The organism is Mucilaginibacter sp. FW306-07-L, assembly GCF_058782065.1.
This window is the reverse complement of record NZ_JBYSXI010000002.1, coordinates 539,418-561,636: the sequence shown is the minus strand read 5'-3', so window position 1 is coordinate 561,636 and position 22,219 is coordinate 539,418. Positions and strand designations below refer to the sequence as shown.

Sequence of the window (22,219 nt, the reverse complement as noted above, 5' to 3'; positions counted from 1 at the left end):
TGATGAAAGCAACTACAGGAATAATCGAGAACCTCAAAACCAAAAGGCAATGGAAACTGCACCAGCAATTAGGCACCTTCGCACAAAGCCTCAACACCCTGCCCGATGCCGCAAGGGCGAACAAGGCGCAGGGCGCACCGCTTGCGCTCCTGCCGATGGTTTTCTAAGGCATAGCTTCCTGCCCCTTTACGGGCAGGGGGTTGCGCCTAAACAACCAAGCATAGAACAGGATTTCTTTGCTTCTCTTGACAGGCTCATAAAGCAATACAGCCTGAACGGTATTAATGTAACAGGCAAGCCTTATCCCTACAATGTGCTATTGGCGTACGAGAGGGCGCAAAAGCAATTAATCGCCAAAGGCAGGGACATTACCCTGTCCATACAGCAAAATGATGAAGGCAGTACCTGCCTTGCCACAACCGAGGTGCTGTATACAGGGGATACGCTGTACTATATACCCATAGTGCCTTTGTACAGGATGCTACAGGATAAAAAGCAAAAGCATACCGCCGAATTGCTGCTATCCATTTGCAGCTACCTTTACCGCTTTGCAGGGGTGCCGTATTACCGAAACGATTACGAATATATCTGTAGCCACTATGCATACATGGAGGATTGGTATACGGATATCCGCGAGAGTGAAGGTGACGAATATGCGCAGAGTATGTTGTCTGAACTAAGCACCGCCAAATATTACGGCGATGTGATGCAGCGCAAACTGCACAGCCCGTACCACCTTTCGCATTTTGCGGAACGTATAGCATACTATACCCCGCAGGGCGAATACGGGCAGGAGACCCTAAAAGCTGCCAAACAGGCGTATGCACTTTTTCAGGATTATCCCGATGAAAATATTTTCCGCTATACAGAATTTGACAATCCCGACCTGTATGACGATGAGGTGGTTCGGGCGCAGCAATACATCTCCTTTGTGGCCGAAACAGAGGGGGTATTGTACAACCAAATGGAACAGATGATAAACGACGAGTTTGGCAATTGCGGCGAGACCGAAATGCCTACCCTCACCAAATATTTTGATGAAGGCAGCCGCTTTGATAATGATACGCTCGATTTTGAACGCAGGGTGTTTGCCCTTCTTGATAGTATATGTCACTTATTAAATAATATGCCATGAACGATATAACTGCCAGCTTTGGCACATTGTACCGCCCTGTAAAAGCCTTTGTGGTCTATGAACAGGATAGTACTGAAAAGAATTATTATGTGGAAAGCTATGATATGGACGATAGCGGCTGCCCCATGAACGCCCATCCCTTGAGCGTTAGGGAAGCAAGCGCACTTGCCAAATCCCTTGACACGTCCGAAGAATTGCAGCGCAATTTCTTGAAGCCCGAAGGCTTGCTGCCAAAAAATCTGCTGTATATTAACCCTGCACAGGGCGGCTATGTGGTATGGCATACGCCTAAGCAACGGGCGATGCTGTATTTTACCGAGAGCCTTAAAATTCCAAACGGCATAGCCTCCATACCGCCGCTTGTATGGCGGGCATCAAAGGACACCCTATGGATATACGCCCTTGTCGATGATACCCAAATCCTCGCGGAAACGCCGCTTTACCGCGCACCATTTTTTAACCTGTACAATGATGGCAAAGTGTGCATGGGGACGGTTAAAATCAAGATACCTGCCGACTGCCTCTTGGAAGAATTTATCCAAAAATGGCAACGCTACTTTTTCGAGAGTTATTTCAGCCACACCATTGGCAATAGCCCTGTGAAAGGCAACATTATACAGCTATGGCAAAGCCTTGTCGGCACTAAAAAGCAATTCCCTGTAAAGTCCCTTATGGAAACCCGTTACACCCTAAAAAACCTACTGAAATGAAAACCAAGATGCACTTCGCCGATAATTACCTGATAAACCCGACCAACCCCGTAACGGTCAACCTCATCGGTGCAGGGGGAACAGGCAGCCAGATGCTTACCGCACTCGCGCGCATGAACCACAGCCTATTGGCATTGGGGCATACAGGCTTGCAGGTAAACCTGTATGATGATGATGTGGTAACCACCGCCAACCAAGGTAGGCAGCTATTTGCAGATTGTGAAGTTGGCTTGAACAAAGCCGTTGCGCTGATTAACAGGGTTAACCGCTTTTTTGGCACGAACTGGAAAGCAGTTACCAAACCCTTTACAAGCAAAGGCATCAATCAATTGCCTGAACGCGGCAGGGCGAATATTTACATCACTTGCGTTGATACCGCAGCCGCACGTTTTAATATTGCTGACGCTCTCGAAAACTTATCGGGTGATAGCAGGGCGCAGCGGGACAAGCCGCTGTACTGGCTTGACTTAGGCAACTCCAAAAGTACAGGACAGGCTGTACTGGCTACTATCAGTTATATTAAACAGCCAAAATCGGAACGGTACGAGCCTGTAGCAGATTTACCTTTTGTGACCCAAGAATTTAAAGCGCAATTGGAAGCGCAGGATGATAGTAACGAGCCAAGCTGCTCCCTTGCCGAAGCACTCGAAAAGCAGGATTTGTTTATTAATTCTACAATAGCGAACATGGCGGCATCCCTGCTATGGAATCTGTTCCGGGAAGGCATGACCGATACAAGGGGTTTCTTTCTGAACCTTAAAAATTTTAATAGTACTTCAATAAAGGTGGGCTGAAAACGCCCGCCGCCGCGCAATCGGCTTCCTTCGTAAGGGGATTGCGCGGCGCTTTTCTTTTTGACTGCTCTTACATTCGATGATTGCCCCGCCGCCAATTTCGATAGAAAGTTGCAGATTTAGTTACAAATCATATTGATGCTATTCGTTTTCTTGTAATTCTAAATACGGATTATTATTAATCATCTCCCAATGCTTTGTTTTACCATTATAAACGAACTCTATTCCTGGCAAGTCTGCAACCGAAGAAAAATCGACGTTGCCCCAGCCCTCATATTTAAACTTTAGATCCGGACTTAGCAAGTATTGTTTCCCATTAATTATTCTGGCAATTAGTGTATCGGTTTTTTCATGGGTATTACCGAATTTAAAACTTTCAACCATTCGGATTTTCGTAGATGCTCTGGAAGAATAGCGCTGTAACATTTCCATCCATTCCGCCGTTGTCTCAGTGACCTGTGGCAAATAAGAATTGGCATTGCGGATTAATTCTTTCTTAACTGCCGAAAGTGATTGGTTAGCAAATGATTCATCCAGCAAATCGCCAAGCTCATTCACAGCTTTTCGCGAACGAATTCCCGATTGATAAATTTTTACTTTCTTAATTGTAGGTAGGCCAGCTTCTACTAAAATAGATAATTCCTCTATGACATCTGCTTGTTCTTCTCTATCACGGCTTCTCATTTTTTTAGCAATACCATTGAGCACCCACGGGAGAGAAAACGCATAAACATCTGTAATGACATCCATTCCGTGGGGTATTTTTATAATGTTTGCAGTTGAAATACCCTTTAACCACTTTCTTCGTATTTTATCAATGTCATGGTAATTAAGATATTCTCCTTTTTCATTTAGTACAGGAAGACCACTTATGCTACTCTCAATATTTTTAAGTAATTCTATCTTTTCGATGATTCCATCATCCAATAACAAATAGCCATCGACTAAATCAATTATAACTTCTATCTTATCCTCTAAAATGAGGTCACTATTTAGCGGTATGCCTGATTTTACTATTGAATTCCATTTGGTGCGATCATTGCCCACTTTACGTGCAACAGCAGAAGTCCTTGATGTAATAAAATCAATCAGTTGTTCCGGGGTTATTTCTTTAGAAGATGACGCTTGAATGTAGGCTAACGATTTGCAAAAGAAATCTTCAACCCAACTAACGTCTATACTTCCAACAGGATTGTTCAGCAAGAGCAATGATAGCAACGTATCATCAATCCAATCCAGTATATCATCTATTTGGGAGGCGTCTTCTCCAATTTCGGCAACTTTATTTTCCGATATAAGTTCAAGTAATAAATCAAAGTCGGTACCGCTTTCCTCGGCAAATTTTTTTAAAGCAATTACAAGTGACAGTATCCCGCTTTTGGCATGGTCAATTCTATCCTTGTCGAAATAGTCTTTCTGTATACCTTTAAATAAAGCCCGGCGGTATTGCGGGCTTCTACCATTTGTTTCAACTGCAACAAGTATTTTACCCTCATGATCTACAAATGCGCGTCCTGCCCTTCCTGCAATATTCCAAAAATCCCGGGCTTTTACTTTCTTGCCTCCTTGGCTAAGCGTCGAGAATATTACGGTAGAAACTCCCAGGTTGACACCTTGCCCCAGTGTTGAGGTTGATATAATTACATGTGGTCTGTCATCTCGCATTAATCTCTCTAAGGGCAAACGAACATCAGCATGGAGTGCTCCATGATGGCACAAAATACCTTTTCGAGCAAAAGCAAGCCATTCATTATCCTGCCCGTAGGTTTCAGCACAGGCCAGTTCGTAGGCACGCCAATTTGATTTATTGGTCCAGATATAGTCGGGAGCATTTACACCAAGCACAGCATCATACGCCCTTGCCATTACAAATACGGAATCTTTGACACCCACAAATATTAATACTGGGCCAAAAGTCTTTAGCCTGAAGGCTGTTGCCGCAACTGCTTCATTCTTATTAGCCGGAGAGTATTTCGTACGTTCCTCGCCTTTATATTTGTATTTTTTAACTTCAATAGCGGATACAAAACGTGGATTAAATGAACTGCGCTCCTGATCTTGGCTTTCCCAATTCAGACTAACATTATTATTTCTCCACTCCAATATGCCGATTCGTTCATCCGATGGTCGCCAATTATCCCTAAATACTGTATCCGAACTCTCAGTCAGCCAATTTGCCAAGTCAGTCGCATTAGGGAGTACAGCAGACAAGACAAGAAAACGGGCATTATTTTGCTGCATATAATAGCGCAATTCTTCGTAAAACATCTCATTCATTATAAGCCTCTTATCACCACCCAACAAATGACCTTCATCTAAAATGGCTAACGATATCTGTTGGATGACATCATTACTGGCCCTTAGAATTGCTTTTGCCTTCTCGGGCGTCGCTATGATTACGTGAGCATTATCAACGCTCAATTCATCAAGCTTACTATACATGCTACCGCCATACAGATGGGAAACAACGATTCCTGAATATTCAAAAACTTTTTCTAAACTGTTTTCTACCTCAAAGGCAAGGGAGCGGAATGGAGCAATGTATAGAACCTTACCATTGGGGTTTTTTATAATGGAATTCAAAATCGCTATTTCGGCAATCCGTGTCTTTCCGCTACTTGTTGGTATACTGACTACGCACCCTGAATTTTCGGATAGGACTTTAGATAAGGAGGCCCTTTGGGACATAAAAAGTTCATAATGGCCTCTTGGCCTCATAAATACTAAGGAACGAATGTATCCTTTGACCTGTTCATCATCAATCGGAAAATAGGTAGGTAAAATATTCCAAACCGATGCTTCGTTAAAACCTTCAGATATTAGTATCAACAATCTTATGACCCACCAAATGCCAGCATCTTTTTCTAATTCAGCAATTTCTTTAAGGTTTTCAAGTGACGATTTTGCATTTTCAAGAATTTCAGTGTCTCCGGTCAGGTAAAACTTAACAAATCCATCAATTGCTTTTGCAATAATAAATTCGTAAATTTTGGGGGTATCGCCATCTTGGTTGTCAATGGCCACTGCCGAATCAGAATATTCATCACCAATCAGGATGGGATAAAGCTGGGCATTGAGTTCGTTGAAATTACGTTGCAAAAATTGCCGTAGTAGTGAAGCTATTACAGTAGTGGGCTCAAATTTTGTTATAAGTATAAAAGCTTTTGAATATTCAAAAGCAACATAATATGATAGGGCTGCTATTAAACCGTAATAATTGCTGTTTTGGCTGCGGTTAGCTTGGGCAGCGTGAACTACTTCAAGTAACGCAGCTCCTTTTTCGAGTGGCGCGGACGCTAACGAAAAATTTTGGTTCTCCGCGTAGCTACAGCCTAAGTTTAAATATTGTAGCGCCAGTAAGTTGAGATTCTCGTCAATAATTGTATAGGGTGGAAAGCTTTCACGTTCCTCGCCTGTATTAAGTAAAATATAACGTGCATTAGCCTGAGCAAAATAATTCTGAATAGTTGCATCCTGATTTAATCGTTCCAGTTTACTGGTAATTTGTTCATTAGTCATATGCTGTCAGGTTTTGCGACTAAACTTTCTACTTCTTTAAAGGCCTCGTTTATTAAAAGCTGGGGATTACTAAGTCCCGCAGAAATGATGAGCATCTGTGGATTATCACATGTAAAATTTGTTTCCACGACTTTGGAAGTGTTTGCATTGCTAAGTAACAGGCCGATATACCTCATGTTTCCTTTAGCCTTTACTTCTTCCAAAACAAACTGCTCAAGTAACTCTGCTAAAGCTTCTGTTTTCGGGTCTTCATAAAGGCGGTCAATTAGAAATGTATAGGAAAGAGGAAGCTTATCTTTTCCTAATGAAGTACTAATTTCTTCAAGCACCGCTTTGTCCGGGATGCTCCTGAATTTAGCCTCTCCAAGAAACACCTTTATCTGCTCATTTCCGGGGGTGTCGTTGATAAGGTCAATTATTAAAGCATCATCTCCTTTCATAGACTGATCTACGTTTGGATTGTACCTGAATTTATAATATTTTACAAATTGCCGGTCAGGCTGACATTCTCCAATGTACTCGATCAAAACAATTTCAGTAGTGTTGCCTTTTCTTGTATTTAACAAGTTGGGGATTTGTCGATGTTGCTTCGCGTATTTTGGAAAACCAATTTCTTTGTACTTCTTTCGAAGGCGTTTTAATTTTTCAGTGGAGTAATGATGATCTATGATTTTTTTGGCTAACCATGAAATTAGTTCAGGGTCATCAGAAGCTATTTTAGCAGTAAGTGACCTGTGACATCTTGAAGGTTCGGGAGCTATGTCTTTAGCGGCAAACCACTTTCCAAACATATTCGGATTTTCAGGATGCTCGCCAAGTATATCATTTTGTAAAGGCATTAATCAATTGGTTAAAGGTTTCAGCATGTTAAATATATATTTTTTTCTTTTATAACCTACTAAAACAAAGTCCATGTTATTATGGAATTTGTACATTAGATAACACAATTTAATCCTATGGCAGACGGTCAACCTAAACCACAAATACAGATTCCCAACCAGGGATGGAAACAATTTCTTACCGGTAGGGATGAAATGCTTCATGAATACGATAGAGCCCGTGTGCACAGCAGTAAAAGAACTGTAGAGACCGGACACGGAAACGTTGCTGAAGCGGCGTTTAGAAAGTGGCTTGCAGAATTTCTTCCAAAACGATACGGTGTCACCTCGGGATTTATTATTTCCCAGGGTATACCAAATTCGGAGGATTTTGTACATTATGATGTAATCATTTATGATCAATTGGAATCCCCTGTCTTATGGGTTGAAGGGAGTCCTGATTTTTCTTGGCAGGGAAGATCCAGGGCAATTCCTGTGGAATATGTTTGCGGGGTAATTGAGGTGAAGGCAGTATTTAATAAAAAAAGCGTTAAAAAGGCAGTTGAGCAGTTAAGGAAATTACTACCATTAATGGGGTTTAGTGAACCCTCAGTTCATGACTACAGATTTTATCTTCCTAAAAGCTTTTTTTGTGCAACGGTTTTTTTTGAACTATTTAAGGATAATGAAAAAGATTTTGCAGCACTGGATGCTACGCTTGATGGTTCAGACCTAAGAGGCTTTTATGGAGGATACATTCTTCGTCCTGAATCACTTGACAAGTACTACAGTGGCAAATTAACCTTTGAGTATTTGCAGGAGGAACTAATACCTAAAAATAGCTCCTTACTCTTTTGGTCTTATTCAAGATGCAAACCGGTAAATAATCTCTATTTAAGGGCAAAGCTATTACATTCAGAAACGCACTTTTCAGAATTCGCATTTGACATCATTGCATTGCTCAAAGGAACCTATCGCCCCTACGCGCTTTCGAGCATGTATGGCTTTGGTACATCAAATTGGGAAAATGGTAGTGCAGTTGATGTGAGATATACACATCCTGAAGATGTTAAAAGGTATAATGAGGAAACCGAAAGGTTTTTCAATCGTAGTACCGAAAACGAGTAGCAGTAACGCATATTGCCGCTACTTTTAAAAGTAATTAGTATGCGTCGATATATTTTTTTCTTATATTTGTACTGATAATCAACCGGATATATTTGTTCTTAATCAATTCAGCTTCCTTGCAGGAAGCTTTTAAAAATACAGGGAAAATCGGCTTGTGGCAGTTTAGTGGCAGTGATTTGAAAAGCACGCTAAAAACGGCCTAAAAACGCCGTAATCGGACAATGTTCGAATCCCTCCGGAGCCCGCAACCTTATTCTAGAAAATCATTTATCATGCGGCTTACTAAATTGGATGGTCTAATGAAATACCTTTTAATTCTACTATCAGCGGTAGATCGCACGAACAAATTCCTGGCTTTCTAACAAATCCACCTGATCCAACTTCCATACTGCGAGGGATTTAAAGGTTTTAACTGTAAATAAAAGTTTGTGAAGCAAATAATTTCTGTCTCTTTTTACTTATACTAATGTCGTGTGTCGGTAAAGGAAGTCTCCTTGGTAATTATAAAGCAAAAGGTAAAGATTATATTATGGATCTGCAGTCGTGGGAGATAGCCTGTTTAACCTTCTAAACAGTACACATGAAGTAAGAAAAAAGTATTAATTAAAGTATTATTAGATTTTAGAAATCTTGACCAGCGATTTGTCAAATTCCGCTAATAACTGTTCCCGGATGGCTTCGGCATTCTCCTGCATTCGCTTATAGATTTGCTGATAATGGTTGCAAAGATCGAAAACCGACAAATTATAAGATGGGTATAGTTCGGCGTTGGTATTCACAGCTGCAGCACGAATTTTATGCGACAAATCCGTCACCTGCAAAAAAAGACGATGAGAGTTACGATTTGCCCCTTCCATCTCCTCCAAGGTGAAGGGTAAAGTAAAATAAATTCCGATAAGGTTAAATTTCCAATTCTCTGTATGCAGCCGGGCTTGGTATGCCTCCAGTTTATTCATTTCCTTTTTCATCATTTGCAAGGTTTCCTCGCTGCGGTCGCTGCGCAGGTTCTGCCAGTAGTCTATGTTCTTGCGAACCATGGTCATCAACTCTGCATTAATAAAATAAAAGTTCTCCCCGATCTCAAGCTTCTTCAAACGAAACTGATTCTTTAACTCCATCTCTTGCTTGCGGCGGTCTTGAATATAGGAAAACAGTCCCGTCATTAGTTGAGTCAATAAGGCACCTGCCAATCCGGAAAAAGCGCCAAGCATTATAATAAAATTCTTGTCCATCGATACGATCATTTTTTACTTCGTATGCCTATAAAGTTAAATAAAGTAACATACGAAATTACTAATAATATTAGTAATTTCGTATGTTTAGAATCAGTTTCTATTTATTCAATTCTCACTTGAAATTACGTAACATTTTGTTTTGAAGCCTGTTAAATAAGGTATGTGGCGGCATCAAATATCAAAAACCAAGATGAACATCATGCGCAGGAGTTTCATTGAGGGCACCTATAATTCTCACCGGCTTGCTAAGGAACTTAATATATCGAGAAAGACATCCTGGCATTATAAGAAAGAGTTCGAACGTATCAAATCGGCGTATCCCGATAAGCTTAGCGATATGGAATTTTATATGCCGGAGCCGCCACGCCCGCACAGGGAAACACCGCTTTATGTAGAATTAATGCGCGTATTGCCCGATGTGATTAAAAATGAGAAACCCGGCACGGATGCAGAGAGCGTCTGGAAGAAGTACCGCTTGTCTTATCCTAAAGGATACAGCTATTCGCCGTTTAAAATGCTGTATTACAAGTGGATGGCCGAGCACCCCGATTTTCTGAAAGGCAGACTGATCGAACATATACCGGAGGCAGATCAAAGGGTATTGTTAAAATGGCGCCATGGTAATGACCATCGGCGCTGGCAGATCGCGGTATCACTATCAGCAGCATTGGCAGGCAGTGATGTTACCCGCATCATGGAAAAGGCAGATTGTGGACGTAAAACCGCCAATGGCTGGATTAATACCTATAAAATATCCGGACTGAAAGGCTATGATCTTCCGCCAAGAAAGACTAACACAGGGGTTATTAGCCGAATTACGGAACGTAAAGACAAACTGCTCCGGCTCTTGCACGAAACACCTAAGCTATACGGAATCAACCGCACCAGTTGGACGATAACAGCGCTTACCGAGATTTATAACCGCATTTACCCGGTCAAAGTGAGTTACTCGCAAGTGTCAGATTCGCTCAAAGCTATGGGTTATAGTTACAAAAAATCCCGCGATATGTTAACGAGCCAAGACCCAAAGTTCAGGGAGAAGATCAACCATATTCAACAGATTCTCCAACATCTAAAGCCTGACGAGAAATTCTTTTCCATTGACGAGTACGGTCCTGTCGGCATTCGTTTAAAGGGCGGCCGGACACTCAAGCGTATAAATGAGCCTCCCGATATCATACCGGAAAAACAAAAAGCCAGAGGCTTTGTCATCTGCACAGCCGCTTTGGAGTTATCAACCAATCAAGTAACCTGGTTTTACTCGGTAAAAAAAAACACATTTGAGATGATCAAATTGATCAATATCCTCTTGTCGCAATACGCGAACCAAAACGTACTGTATCTGTGCTGGGATGCCGTAAGCTGGCACAATTCTCAGATCTTGAAAACATACATCAAGGATCATAATAGTCAACGTAAACCGGAGATTAGGATCGCCCCATTACCCTCATGCAGCCAATTCCTGAATGTTATTGAATCTGTTTTCTCAGGTGTGGCCAGAGCTGTTATTCATAACAGTAACTACATTAACGTCGATGAATGCAAATTGGCTATTGATCTTCATTTTGAAACGCGTAATGTTTACTTTAAAGCAAATCCAAAGCACGCTGGTCGCAAGATATGGGGTAAAGAGCAGGTTAAAGCACATTTTAGCGAAACGCACCATACCCGAAGTAGAAGTGGCATGCGCGGCGCGAGTTTAAAATAGTTGTGGCATTTCCTATTTAAATTTCGTACCTAAAATGGTCTAATAGACTCATTGCATTGAATATACAAATGACCGATGTCTTCAATTTTGCATTAAACATGGTCGACAACGGTTCTGTGATTGTTAGCCATGTTGCAACCAATCATTGGGCAGCCTAAACATTCAGAATGTTTATAGATAGTGTTCATCATGTAAGCGGTAATAAAAATTGGGGGCTTTATGTCAAAGATAACGGTACTTAAACTTTTTATATAAGGGGGACAAATTAACCAAAGGAACATATGAGTTTGAGACCTGTCCTTGACCTATCGTCTCCTTTCGCTCCTCATTAGGCAGCTTCATTGCATTGGCATAACGGCTCCGTTCTTCCCACCAAGCTATCTCAAGCTTTTTAAGTTCCTTAATAGTTGAGGCAATTTAATTAATTAAAATATCATACAAATGTCAAAATTAATTGCAGATACAATATGTTTTGCTTCTCGATAAATTTAATTTAATCTTTAAGTAAAGTTATTTAACTGAGGAAAATAAATTTAAACTTTATCTATGAAACCAAGAAAACTATCATTAAGAGTCGTTTTTTGCATGTTGTTCCTCTTTACTGCAATGGCATCAGTCATATACAGTTGCCGAAAGGACACTCGTGAACAACATTCTAAGGGTATGAGCGACACTGCAACCCTTCAGGCCGTCGATATTGATCAACTGAAGGCGATTTACGAAAAGGAAACTAATCTTAAAGTAAATGCTGTCAATAACGTGAGCCAAAAACGATTCGTTAGAGGTAAAAATGTTGATTGGACGCATTATTTTCAAAAAGAAAGACCAGACAGTAGGGTTCTCGACTTTGATGTTGAGCAAGATAGTAACATTGTAGTGCTCGAACAACTTAAGGATGGTAAAAAGAACAATTACCGGAATAACACCAAAGCCGTATTTCTTGAATATAAAAATGGCAAACGGCTTAACTTTTATATGAAAGTTATTGAGGATGTTTCCGTTAATGGAGGATTTTCTGTAGCAAAGGAAGTTCATTATGATTACATCCCTACCAATTTCAACGGATTAATCCTGTACTATACATTAGATAAAACCTTCATAACCGGGTACCGATTCTCTCAAGGTAAACCTACCAAAACCATCTCGATAAGCGATAAAAAATTACCTGGTTCAAGTAATACAAGAAATGGATTAAAGGTCAATTATGCCATGGTCTGTGTTACTTATGATGTTTATGAGGTATGGTGCGAATGGGGTGGTACAACAGAGAATCCATACGAATACTTTCATGGCTGTGAAGAAACATATATAGGATCTGTAACTGAATGCAGCAGTACCGGGGGCACTGGCGGTGGTGGCGGCGGTGGTGGCGGAACACCGAGTGATCCAGGCTATGGTGGCGGTGGCGGAACACCTCCTACTCCTAATCCGTGTACACCTTCGGCTCCTACTGTTTCGGTAGTAACAAAAAGCGGTACGTTGAAGGTAACGGTGGTGCAACCTCCTGACGGTGGCGGTGGCGGCGGTGGCGGCGGAACTACTCCTTGCCCTACTGTAAGCCCTAAAGAACAAAAAGAAGAAGACCTCAAAGATGCACTGGACGAAAATCCTGATCTTTTAATTAAGTGTGCCGTAGCGGAAGCATTTAAAGCCCTGGCTTCTTATAAACCACCGGTACCGGTGATCGCAAGAATTGATGGGTTAAATCAAAGCTCTACAGACTTTACATTATTTTCTGATCCATTCTTCGTTCAACAAATAAAAAACGCCGCCGGTTATAAAATCAATCTGGACCGTTTTGAAATTAATGTTCAGCAATTGCCGATAATCAACGGCCAACCCGTGACCGCACCACAGTTTCTAACCTATTTACGACTTAACATCAATAACTTTGTTGATAACAGTATCGCTAAATTTGTACCATATGACGATCAGGGGCATCAGGTTAATGACTATGCAAAATGGAATTCCAGCGATCCTATGTCTGCAATTTTGCATTTAAATATGGCCGACAACGGCTCTGTAATCGTTAGCGATATTGCCAGCAATCATTGGACTGTATCAACTTTAAGAACGCCAATGGATGGCGCACATCCGGTAAGCGGAAATAGAAGTTGGGGATTTGATGTTAAAAATGATGGTACCTATACTTTTTATGTTACTGGTGCTGACAGGTTAACTACTGGAAGGCACGAGATCGCGCAATATCTATTGGGTATTCCATTTGAGGGTGCGGATAATCTTTGGAGCAGTTATCAGACCAAGGTTACAAATTTCGTTAATAGCATGAATGGAAGTGCATCAGTTGGAAATAGCATTAAGGAGCGCCCGCAATATCAAATGGTTAAAGACTATTTTGATGGCAAGATAACTTTACAACAATTAAAAGCCATGGGCGCGTGTGAATAGGTATGAAAGATACTGAAAAAATAAAGATTCTAATTAAGGCTACCCTTACAGGCGCAACCTTGCTGGCACTTTATAGTTTATTTTACGACTTCATTTATGATTTTAATAATACTGTTGATAAGATTAAACAAGTGATGATGTATTTATTGCAGTACATCAGTTTCAGAAGCTGGATAATAGCTTTTCTAATAGTACTATATTATCAGCTATTCAAAAGTGCCCGATCTCGAATCTTTATACTTGTTAAGATTTTGTTTGTACTGGGCGTATGCACTATTCTGGCGATACACTATGGCAAAGACGATTGGAGTATCACAATTGAAATGCCACGCAATGACAAATTTATACCAGTTTATTGCCTTTCTGGCTTAACATTATGGTTTTTGTTTTCAGGAGTATTAAGGCAAGACAGAATAAAAGTGTAACGCTGAACCATTATTATTGATAACAATAAAGGCTGTATTATTACAGCCTTTATTGTTAATTATTGTGGCTGCTTACCTGTGCTGTCGGTCCCAATGACAGGTTGATCCCGTTTTCCACCAGGTTGTGTTTTACTACCACTGGTATCTGCTGCACTAGATCCGCTGGTATCGCGTAAGGTGTTTTCCCTCTGCTGAATTTTGGCTTTCTTCTTTTTTCCGCCTGACGTCTGCGCTATCGCTGACATTGATCCTAAACTGAATACCGTCGCTAAGATGATGACTGTTAACTTTTTCATAGTGTCTTTATAAATAAGACACAAATACACTTAATTTGTTTAACTAAAAGGAAATCAACATTATACTATGCTCCCTTCTTTGCACTCAGGCTGCTCATCAATTGATCATAAAGATCGTCGTTCTTCGCCTTCTGCGGTTTAAGCTTTTTAATTGTTGGTCGTTTACCCTTGGCTTTTTGCTCGATGATTTTCATTAACTGGTCGTGATACTCGTCCTTGTATTTTGACAAGTCCAAATCCTCGGCATACTGATTGATCAGCGCAAGGCCCATGTCCAGTTCCTTTTTGCTAACCTTAACTTCATCATCCAAATCCAAGTCTGCCTGATCGCGGATCTGTTGCTCGAAGCGAATCCGTGTAACCACGATATCCTTGTCAACCGGATGTACGATACATAAGCTTTCGGTGCTGCGCAAAACGAACCTTGCCAGGCCTGCTTTACCTGATTTTTTTAAAGCCTCCAGCAACAACGCATAGGCTTTGTTTTTTTTGGTTGCCGGTGCGGTATAATAAGAGCTTTCATAATACATCGGGTTCACTGAGGCTAGGTCAACAAAATTTTCAATCTCGATCACTTTAGATTTCTCAGGAGCTGCTGCTTCGAAGTCGGCATCTTCAATGATCACGTAATCATCGTTATACTTATAACCTTTGACAATCTTGTCATAAGGCACTTCCTTCTTAGTATTCTCATTAACACGCTGGAATTTGATATGCGCATGATCCCGACTATCCAGCATATCAAGGTCGAGCCTGGTTTCCTGCACAGCAGAAAACAATTTAATGGGTATGCTCACTAATCCAAATCCAATTGAGCCTGTCCATATAGATCTCATAATTCGTCCTCCTTATCGTTGAAATGTTTAGGAGACGGATGCGGTATCTGCGCTTCAATCTGATCAGCTAACTGATACAACAGGTTTTCAGTAACTATGCCCGGGTTTTGGCAGATGTGCAAAAAATTATGAGCATCAGGCTCAAAGCTGGCTACAAACTGCCCGTTCTCAAATACACGATACCGGCATCGCTGTGCATCATGGTGAGGGTATTCACCCACCCGGAAATGATGTACGTCTTTGTCATGGCTGATTGTAATTGTAAAGTTCTCCATGATAAGACAACTGTACAAAGATGGGTTTTGTTTAAGGGAGCGAATAATTGTTATACTTACTGTCGTTGGATATGAAATAAAGGCAACTATTTGTAAATTAGCGTCATAGATTTTTACAGAATACGACACAATGCCAACATCCGATCAACCTGAAGAATCACAAGAAAATTTAAGCATTAATGAAGAAGAAACTCGGCATAAACTCGAAAAACTTAGATTTGAAGCGCGTTTAATTCAACAAGAAGCTGACAGTCACGCTTCTAAATTGAAGTTGGAAAAACTGAGAACCTGGCTGACTTTTATAACCGGTCTAGTAGGGATATTTGGTATCCTGTTTACATTTCTTTCTCAAAGACATCAGGTTAATATTCTACAAGTCCAACAAACGGATGACAACTATACAAAACGTGTTGAGTTACTAACTGTAGCGACTACAGAGCATGCAAAATTAGCCGCATTGACCGGACTGTTTGGATATCTTAACAAAGAGATAGAAAATGATTTATTTATTAGAACCATTAGCTTACTATGTATAGTCGCCGAGGAGGATTCATCCAACTTAATAAAGACTTTTGTCAGAGATGAGTTAGTTCGAAAAGCGCCTCTTGAAACTTTAAATTATCTTGTAGCTCAAAACAGGGAGCTTTATAAGGAGACGGATCAGGACATTGTTATTTATGGTGATCAAAAAACACAAAGCTATTACTTGGATACTAAGGAACATATCGTGTGGAATGTAAACGCGATTCAGCACTGTATTTCAGCGTTAAGAAGCGTAGAAAATTATGACTTATCTGATGTTGTTTTAGGTATTGTTAGTTATACCCATGGTGTAAAGGTTACTGCTTCGAAATATGTTTATAAAGGAGGGAATATATATCATCATGTGGAGAAAGCTGTATCAGACACTTTCGCTTTTACAACTAATAGTCAAATAAGCAATTGTAAATTTAAAAATACGAATTTTCAAGGAGCGCTATTGAATGGCATGACATTCAAGAAAGTTCATTTTGAAAATTGCAAATTTGATAACACTATGCTACTAAAAACTGTATTTTCAGAATGTACCTTTAACGAAAAGTGCAGCTTCGAAAGAATCCATTGGTATGGAAATGAGATCACGCATCCGAAGGACGGCCTGGAGTTGAATTATCCTACATGGGTAAATTGCGAACTAAAGGGAACAAAGTTCACGCCCGTAACTGGCACAGAACATGAATATTTTTTTAGTGATTCTTTACTTTTCGAAAACACCAACTGGAAATTTAACGCTGCTTACAATACACCTAATTTCTCAATCAGAAAATCCGGTTTGGCTATAAAGCATTGACATTTACTATTCGATATAGCTTATTTTAAATTGCATTTGTTGATATCCCAGTAATATCAAAACCTCACCAAATCATACCTCGATCCCACTGAAGGCCGCCATTGATTAGCATCAAAGTCATAGTAGTAAGTCCCAACCAGGCTAAAGCGCTTAAAATCGAATTGAAGGCCGGGACTGACATTCATTAACTTCCTGGAAAAGATATAGTTGCTTATAGCTTGAACACGCAAACCGAATGAAGGCTCCTTTTGCGCTACAATAAGTCGCTTTACCCCATTTACCGTTGTACGTGAGTCATTAGAATAGATGTCATGCATCTAACATTCTTACGATTCGAATAACCCCCCAAATTAAATGCTTAAGAGCGGCGACATGCACCACTTATTTTGAGTGAAGAAATTCATAAATTGTGTTAGTTAGATGAACAATTTAGCAAATTAAAATTTACAATTCGTTTTGTACATCTTAGAATATAGTAACGGATTATTTAATCTCAAAGTGATCTTACTGTTATACCCCAAGCAACCGAGCAATAGTTCCTCAGCAATACAAATCTTACTACTTTTGTATAAGTAATCAATCGAATTGCAACGTTCTTTAGTTAAGTCGCTTCCAGCAGGAAGCTTTTAAAAATACCGGGATTTCGATTAGTGGCAGTGTTTTAAAAAGCACGCTAAAAATGCCCTAAAAACGCTATAATCGAAGAAAGTTAAAATCGCTCCGGACTCATTTACAGTCCAGACACTAATTGATAAAGTGATATTTAGTCAACGATAAAGTTGTGGCACAATCGTGGCACTAACTATTATTATCCCCTAACGTACATAGAAAAATAGGGGAGAGGTTCGATTCTTATCTTCTCCTGAATTTTAAATAGCCTTATATCTTAGCAGTTTGCCCTGGTAATTTTCTGATAAAGAAGTTTACAGGGTGTAAATCAATTGTACCTATTTACCTGAACGTTCAGTCATCTTAAATGGCCTTCTTACCAATTAATAATGATAATTATTATGTCGGAATTTAATGTACTTCAATTATTAGTTAGTAATAAAATTTTTTAGTAAAAAAATAGAGTTATTAATTAATCAATCAAAAATAGTAGCAGATTATATTAAAAATCAACATTAAATCATTAAAATTGCTTAAAAATCAGAAATCGACCTTTATCATGAACTTCCACTGGCTCTCCTACTTAAGGATTATTAGTATTGAGTTACCATCGTCAAAATTATACTTAATTAGTTCTTCACCAATTTGAGTTAGAGCTTTCTATCTTCGACGTAATAAATCTTTTCACATTAGTTATTTAACATCATGAAACTTCATTGGTCATGTCCAAATGTATTGCTTACTTTTTTTCTGCTATTCTTATTTATTGATGCCCAAGCTCAAACATTTTCTTACGACAAAAAGCCAGCTGTCATCCCTCCACTTCCCGAAGCTGCCGCTTTAGGATCTTATGGTCAACACAATGTAAACCTGTCTAAGGGAAAAGTTAATTTAAATATTCCAATCTATGAATTACCTTACAGAGATATAAGACTGCCTATTTCATTAAATTATATTACTGGTGGCATTAAAGTCAATGATATGGCGACACAGGTAGGTTTAGGTTGGATATTAAATTCTGGCGGAGTGATAACAAGAAGTGTTAAAGGGCGAGCAGACTATAATGGTATTCAACAAGACTTGCCTCCGACCGGCAGTACCAACCTTTCAAGTGAGACTAAATATTGGTTAATGACTTCTTTCAAAGATTCCGAATCCGATATTTATATGTTTAATTTCAATGGGAATTCTGGCAGTTTCTTCTTTGATAGGAATGGAAATGTGCGAATGTCTAACATGGAGCAATTTAAGGTCGTGCCAATAATTGGAACAAATACGCCAATTACAGGGATAATTGGCTTTACGATTATAACAAACGACGGGTTCAAGTACATATTTGAGACAATTGAAACACAGAGTACTTGCTCCAGCAGCACACCGGGACCCGAGCTTAATGATGGTGATTTCAGCTCATGGTCTTGTAATGCAGAAAACTATATTTCCTCCTGGTATCTTACTAAGATTGTTTCACCTAAAGGAGCCGAAATGAATTTCCAATATGATTCAGGATATCAGCCAGGGTATGATGTATCTGAAACCCATAAGAGATATATCATTGACGATAGCCAAAATCATGACGTTGATTATCAGACGTTCAAAAAACAGTCAACCAGATCCAAGCTAAGGATAACGTCAGATAACGTCAAGAGATTAAAAACAATAACCGCAGGCAATTATAGGATAGAATTCATTACAGGTGCCGCAAGGACAGACTTGCCAGGAGCTTATACTCTTGGTGCGATTGACGTTTATAATAAAACAGAAAAAATCAAGTCTTTTACTTTTGAGTACAAATACCTGAGTGGACGATTAATTTTGACAAAATACAACCAGGTATCTGTAAATAACATAAACGACAAAATAAGTCATCAGTTTTTATATGATGAAGGTGGTATGCCATCCAGGCTTTCTTATAGCCAAGATCATTGGGGATATTATAACGGTCAGAACAATACTAATTTAATCCCAGGCCGTAAAATAGGGTCTAACACTTATACAGGCGCTAACCGCGATGTTAATGCATTAACAACCGGTATATTATCACTTAATAAAATTATTTATCCCACAGGGGGATCAAGTGAATACTACTATGAGCTTAACAGTGCTTACACTTCATTTCCGGTAACTAATCAAATTACGGTTGGTGATTACTTTACAATTTATACTTATAATGGTTTGCCAAATATCACTAATTGGAATTATTGTGATTATTTGGAGGAATCACATAAAGATTTTACAGTAGATATCAATACTCCGGTCGATTTTTATATGTCGATGCCATATGTACAGCCTAATGACATGAATCCTCCGGTGCGATGGGAATTATGGGATATGGATACTAACCAACAATTGCTGTATAACGCCAGTTTCACGTTGACCAGTAATAACGGGAATGGTGTTGCGAATTATAAAGCGTCGTTGGCGTTGCAAATCAATAAGCATTATAGGATAAAACATATCATAAAACCTTGTGTGTACAACAGAAATATTTCACCATATACATTTCAATACGTGTATACGAAAGGCGTTCAAACGATAACAGAAACCCAAGACGTTAATGTAGGTGGATTACGGATTAAGAATATACTTAACAGAGACGCCAACGGAAATGTCACAAATAAAAAAACTTATAACTACCCAGAGTCAGGCCATTCATCAGGCTATTTGCCTTTTTATCCGGTATATTATTATAAGTATCAAGAAAATTTCATTGCAGTTCGCCCACCCATGTCTGGAGAATTTTCACCCGTTCAAAGATTGGTAAGGGGTGGTTGCCAAGTTGGTTCATCAAGTTCAATAGTGCTCGGGTCAAATAATTTCGATGTGAGCTATGCGTATGTTGAAGAAGTGGAAAATGATTCCTATAAAACTTTGTACAATTTCACAAGTGCCTTAGATGTAAAAGATCAACTTGATCTTGGCAATGGAAGCACTTTAGAGTTAGTTGGAGGGAATTATGATAATACATTTTACGAAAATCCATATTACAATGTGGTTTCCAATGAATGGGGGCGTGGGTTACTGAAAGAGAAAACGATTTTTAAGGATAATATTGCATTGCAAAAAGAAACTAATTTATATGATTTAAATTTTGGTACTAACTCCACTAACTATGGCTCTGAAAGTTTTTTAAAAGTGAGTTGTTATAATAACGATCGTTCAGGAGGCTCGCCAGTATATGGTCCCTGGACTGTTTATCTTACCAATAACGACTCATTTGGATATGATATTTATTGGTATAAAACGCAAAATAATCACTATAAATTGCTTCAAAAAAAGACCGAAGAATTTTCAGGAGCTAATATTTTGAAAAAAGAGACAAGCTATAAATATAACTTAAATAATCTTGAACTGAGTAAGCAAACTACTGTGGGTAGCGATGGCGTTGTCAATGAGGAATACTATAGGTATCCAGAAGATATTATCCCAAATACAACTAATACCTATACTGATGACATAGCGAATGGTTATCAAAAGCTTTTGAAGCAAAATATTATCGTACCTGTTGAATCATATAAAAAGCGTAATAACCTTTTTGTCGATGCGAAGGTTGTAACCTACGACAATATATTGCCAGTCAAAAGAGCCTTATGGAATATGGCTAAAAATGACTTATCAAGTTATGCATCTTTGCAATTTAATGGCGGTGTAATTGCCTTTGACCCCAAGCTTAAAAAGGAAGTGTCATTTCAGTATGATAACAGCCAAGGAAATTTAATAAGTATAATTCCTACAGATGCACCAAGCACAAGTTACCTGTGGGGCTATAACAGTGAGTACCCTACAGCCGAAGTGAATAACGCTCAAGTGAAAGATATATTATTCGAGGACTTTGAAGACGCAACAGGAACCGGAATAAGTACATCAAGCAGCCATACCGGAAACAATAGTAAGACCAATGGGTATTCGAAAAGTCTGACAGGTCTTACTAATGGTAAATATATTTTAAGTTATTGGCGGGAAACCGCTGGCATCTGGTCGGAAGTCGTTGTTGACAATATTGTTGTCAGCAACTCAACATACGCTATCAGTATCAATAGCACCTATCATATTGACGATATTCGTTTCTATCCAAAAGAGGCTTTAATGACTACTTATGCTTTTACACCACTAGTAGGAGTGATTAGTCAAGTTGATTCTAAGGGGATGGCGAGCTATTACGAATATGACGGTTTCCAGCGTTTGCTAAACGCGAAGGATGAGGAAAAGAACATTATAAAGAACTATGCTTACAATTATGCCCCTGGGACATTGCCGGCGACGAGCCTGTTTGGCAACCTGGTTCAATCACAAGCGTTCAACAAAAACAATTGCGGATCAGGGTACATGGGCTCGGCAGTTACCTACACAGTAGCCGCAGGTACCTATTCCGGGAGTACACAAGCCGAGGCGAACCAACTGGCCTTAAATGATATTACCGCTAACGGTCAAAACTATGCTAACACCAACGGCACCTGTACAGCCTTGCCCGCAAACCCTTACATTGAACTGGAGATTAAGTCAGGCTATGTGGGGGCGGATAATCATTATTATAAAGTATTTTCTTTTGTAACGTATGCTGATGCAGCCAAGACGATACCCATGACTGTCTCCAGTAACTATCCGGTTGCCTATCAGCAAGTATCAACGACTACCTATTCCGATGGCAGCCCATCAACAACCCAGATACTCAATAAAACAATCAGTATACTGGCAGGCAGTAGTTTCCGTGATCTGACCGTAGATATAAATACTTGTGGTGGTGTTTTACCAGCTATGACTGCCGGTACAGAAGCTGCTACAGCAATGCAATCCGACGCGACAGGCAATCAGGCGCAAGCCACAGGGACAAAGTCAGAAACGAGCGGAGAGGCAACGCAGCCTACCACCACACAGCCAGCAGAGGCAACAAATACTACAAATGCAGTTCCTCCCGGCGGTGGTGGAGTTACCACTTGCACCAGTACCGATATCAGCCTGACAACAGCCGTAAATCCAAATTAACCTGCCTTA

Annotated in this window: 16 protein-coding genes; 10 read left to right on the top strand and 6 right to left on the bottom strand. The window is 39.8% G+C overall.

From position 1 onward, the window contains the following. Positions 1-2: 2 nt before the first annotated feature. The 4 genes from AC3WJC_RS12585 (at position 3) to AC3WJC_RS12570 (ending at position 2,639) form a co-directional block, all read left to right on the top strand. On the top strand, positions 3-167 hold the full coding sequence (locus AC3WJC_RS12585) for a hypothetical protein (protein ID WP_492399465.1): 165 nt from the start codon (positions 3-5) through the stop codon (positions 165-167). A gap of 152 nt (positions 168-319) precedes the next feature. Next, positions 320-1,135, top strand: coding sequence for a hypothetical protein (locus AC3WJC_RS12580; protein WP_492399464.1), 816 nt, complete (start codon positions 320-322; stop codon positions 1,133-1,135). Continuing rightward, a complete protein-coding gene (locus tag AC3WJC_RS12575) occupies positions 1,132-1,845 on the top strand; it encodes a PRTRC system protein B (RefSeq protein WP_492399463.1) in 714 nt (237 codons plus the stop codon). The genes AC3WJC_RS12580 and AC3WJC_RS12575 overlap by 4 nt, the downstream gene beginning before the upstream one ends. Continuing rightward, positions 1,842-2,639 carry a PRTRC system ThiF family protein gene (locus AC3WJC_RS12570; RefSeq protein WP_492399462.1) on the top strand — a complete coding sequence of 266 codons (798 nt, stop codon included), beginning with the start codon at positions 1,842-1,844 and terminating at the stop codon, positions 2,637-2,639. Before AC3WJC_RS12575 ends, AC3WJC_RS12570 begins: the two co-directional genes overlap by 4 nt. Positions 2,640-2,780: 141 nt before the next feature. Here the strand turns inward: AC3WJC_RS12570 and AC3WJC_RS12565 are convergent, their stop codons facing one another. Beyond that, entirely contained in the window at positions 2,781-6,158 is a 3,378-nt protein-coding gene (locus tag AC3WJC_RS12565) for a DEAD/DEAH box helicase (protein ID WP_492399461.1), read from the bottom strand. Next, positions 6,155-6,997 (bottom strand): Hachiman antiphage defense system protein HamA, encoded by an 843-nt coding sequence (locus AC3WJC_RS12560; protein WP_492399460.1) that lies wholly within the window; start codon positions 6,995-6,997, stop codon positions 6,155-6,157. Before AC3WJC_RS12560 ends, AC3WJC_RS12565 begins: the two co-directional genes overlap by 4 nt. A gap of 117 nt (positions 6,998-7,114) precedes the next feature. Here AC3WJC_RS12560 and AC3WJC_RS12555 point away from each other — a divergent pair, with 117 nt between their 5' ends. Next, positions 7,115-8,104: a DUF6602 domain-containing protein gene (locus AC3WJC_RS12555; RefSeq protein WP_492399459.1), complete on the top strand. Its 990-nt coding sequence runs from the start codon at positions 7,115-7,117 to the stop codon at positions 8,102-8,104. A 614-nt stretch (positions 8,105-8,718) separates the two neighbouring features. Here the strand turns inward: AC3WJC_RS12555 and AC3WJC_RS12550 are convergent. Continuing rightward, on the bottom strand, positions 8,719-9,336 hold the full coding sequence (locus AC3WJC_RS12550) for a hypothetical protein (protein ID WP_492399458.1): 618 nt from the start codon (positions 9,334-9,336) through the stop codon (positions 8,719-8,721). A gap of 202 nt (positions 9,337-9,538) precedes the next feature. Here AC3WJC_RS12550 and AC3WJC_RS12545 point away from each other — a divergent pair, with 202 nt between their 5' ends. The 3 genes from AC3WJC_RS12545 (at position 9,539) to AC3WJC_RS12535 (ending at position 13,881) form a co-directional block, all read left to right on the top strand. Continuing rightward, entirely contained in the window at positions 9,539-11,047 is a 1,509-nt protein-coding gene (locus AC3WJC_RS12545; protein ID WP_492399457.1) for an IS630 family transposase, read from the top strand. A gap of 546 nt (positions 11,048-11,593) precedes the next feature. After that, positions 11,594-13,456: a hypothetical protein gene (locus AC3WJC_RS12540; RefSeq protein WP_492399456.1), complete on the top strand. Its 1,863-nt coding sequence runs from the start codon at positions 11,594-11,596 to the stop codon at positions 13,454-13,456. Positions 13,457-13,458: 2 nt separating this feature from the next. After that, positions 13,459-13,881, top strand: coding sequence for a hypothetical protein (locus AC3WJC_RS12535; RefSeq protein ID WP_492399455.1), 423 nt, complete (start codon positions 13,459-13,461; stop codon positions 13,879-13,881). Positions 13,882-13,940: 59 nt separating this feature from the next. On the opposite strand, the gene AC3WJC_RS12530 is transcribed toward AC3WJC_RS12535, so the two are convergent. From AC3WJC_RS12530 to AC3WJC_RS12520, 3 genes are all read right to left on the bottom strand, one after another. Continuing rightward, entirely contained in the window at positions 13,941-14,177 is a 237-nt protein-coding gene (locus AC3WJC_RS12530) for a hypothetical protein (RefSeq protein ID WP_492399454.1), read from the bottom strand. A 65-nt stretch (positions 14,178-14,242) separates the two neighbouring features. After that, positions 14,243-15,013: a non-homologous end joining protein Ku gene (gene ku, locus AC3WJC_RS12525; protein ID WP_492399453.1), complete on the bottom strand. Its 771-nt coding sequence runs from the start codon at positions 15,011-15,013 to the stop codon at positions 14,243-14,245. After that, entirely contained in the window at positions 15,010-15,288 is a 279-nt protein-coding gene (locus AC3WJC_RS12520) for a hypothetical protein (protein WP_492399452.1), read from the bottom strand. The genes ku and AC3WJC_RS12520 overlap by 4 nt, the downstream gene beginning before the upstream one ends. 130 nt (positions 15,289-15,418) lie before the next feature. Between AC3WJC_RS12520 and AC3WJC_RS12515 the strand changes: the two genes are divergently transcribed. Next, positions 15,419-16,618, top strand: coding sequence for a pentapeptide repeat-containing protein (locus AC3WJC_RS12515; protein ID WP_492399451.1), 1,200 nt, complete (start codon positions 15,419-15,421; stop codon positions 16,616-16,618). 1,314 nt (positions 16,619-17,932) lie between these two features. After that, on the top strand, positions 17,933-22,210 hold the full coding sequence (locus tag AC3WJC_RS12510) for a DUF5977 domain-containing protein (protein ID WP_492399450.1): 4,278 nt from the start codon (positions 17,933-17,935) through the stop codon (positions 22,208-22,210). Positions 22,211-22,219: the final 9 nt, after the last annotated feature.

Coding starts and splice junctions, on each gene's coding strand:
- ku (WP_492399453.1), bottom strand. CDS start 15,013: ATGAGATCTATATGGACAGGCTCAATTGGATTTGGATTAGTGAGCATA.
- AC3WJC_RS12565 (WP_492399461.1), bottom strand. CDS start 6,158: ATGACTAATGAACAAATTACCAGTAAACTGGAACGATTAAATCAGGAT.
- AC3WJC_RS12585 (WP_492399465.1), top strand. CDS start 3: ATGAAAGCAACTACAGGAATAATCGAGAACCTCAAAACCAAAAGGCAA.
- AC3WJC_RS12545 (WP_492399457.1), top strand. CDS start 9,539: ATGCGCAGGAGTTTCATTGAGGGCACCTATAATTCTCACCGGCTTGCT.
- AC3WJC_RS12520 (WP_492399452.1), bottom strand. CDS start 15,288: ATGGAGAACTTTACAATTACAATCAGCCATGACAAAGACGTACATCAT.
- AC3WJC_RS12515 (WP_492399451.1), top strand. CDS start 15,419: ATGCCAACATCCGATCAACCTGAAGAATCACAAGAAAATTTAAGCATT.
- AC3WJC_RS12540 (WP_492399456.1), top strand. CDS start 11,594: ATGAAACCAAGAAAACTATCATTAAGAGTCGTTTTTTGCATGTTGTTC.
- AC3WJC_RS12510 (WP_492399450.1), top strand. CDS start 17,933: ATGAAACTTCATTGGTCATGTCCAAATGTATTGCTTACTTTTTTTCTG.
- AC3WJC_RS12535 (WP_492399455.1), top strand. CDS start 13,459: ATGAAAGATACTGAAAAAATAAAGATTCTAATTAAGGCTACCCTTACA.
- AC3WJC_RS12570 (WP_492399462.1), top strand. CDS start 1,842: ATGAAAACCAAGATGCACTTCGCCGATAATTACCTGATAAACCCGACC.
- AC3WJC_RS12530 (WP_492399454.1), bottom strand. CDS start 14,177: ATGAAAAAGTTAACAGTCATCATCTTAGCGACGGTATTCAGTTTAGGA.
- AC3WJC_RS12575 (WP_492399463.1), top strand. CDS start 1,132: ATGAACGATATAACTGCCAGCTTTGGCACATTGTACCGCCCTGTAAAA.
- AC3WJC_RS12550 (WP_492399458.1), bottom strand. CDS start 9,336: ATGGACAAGAATTTTATTATAATGCTTGGCGCTTTTTCCGGATTGGCA.
- AC3WJC_RS12555 (WP_492399459.1), top strand. CDS start 7,115: ATGGCAGACGGTCAACCTAAACCACAAATACAGATTCCCAACCAGGGA.
- AC3WJC_RS12560 (WP_492399460.1), bottom strand. CDS start 6,997: ATGCCTTTACAAAATGATATACTTGGCGAGCATCCTGAAAATCCGAAT.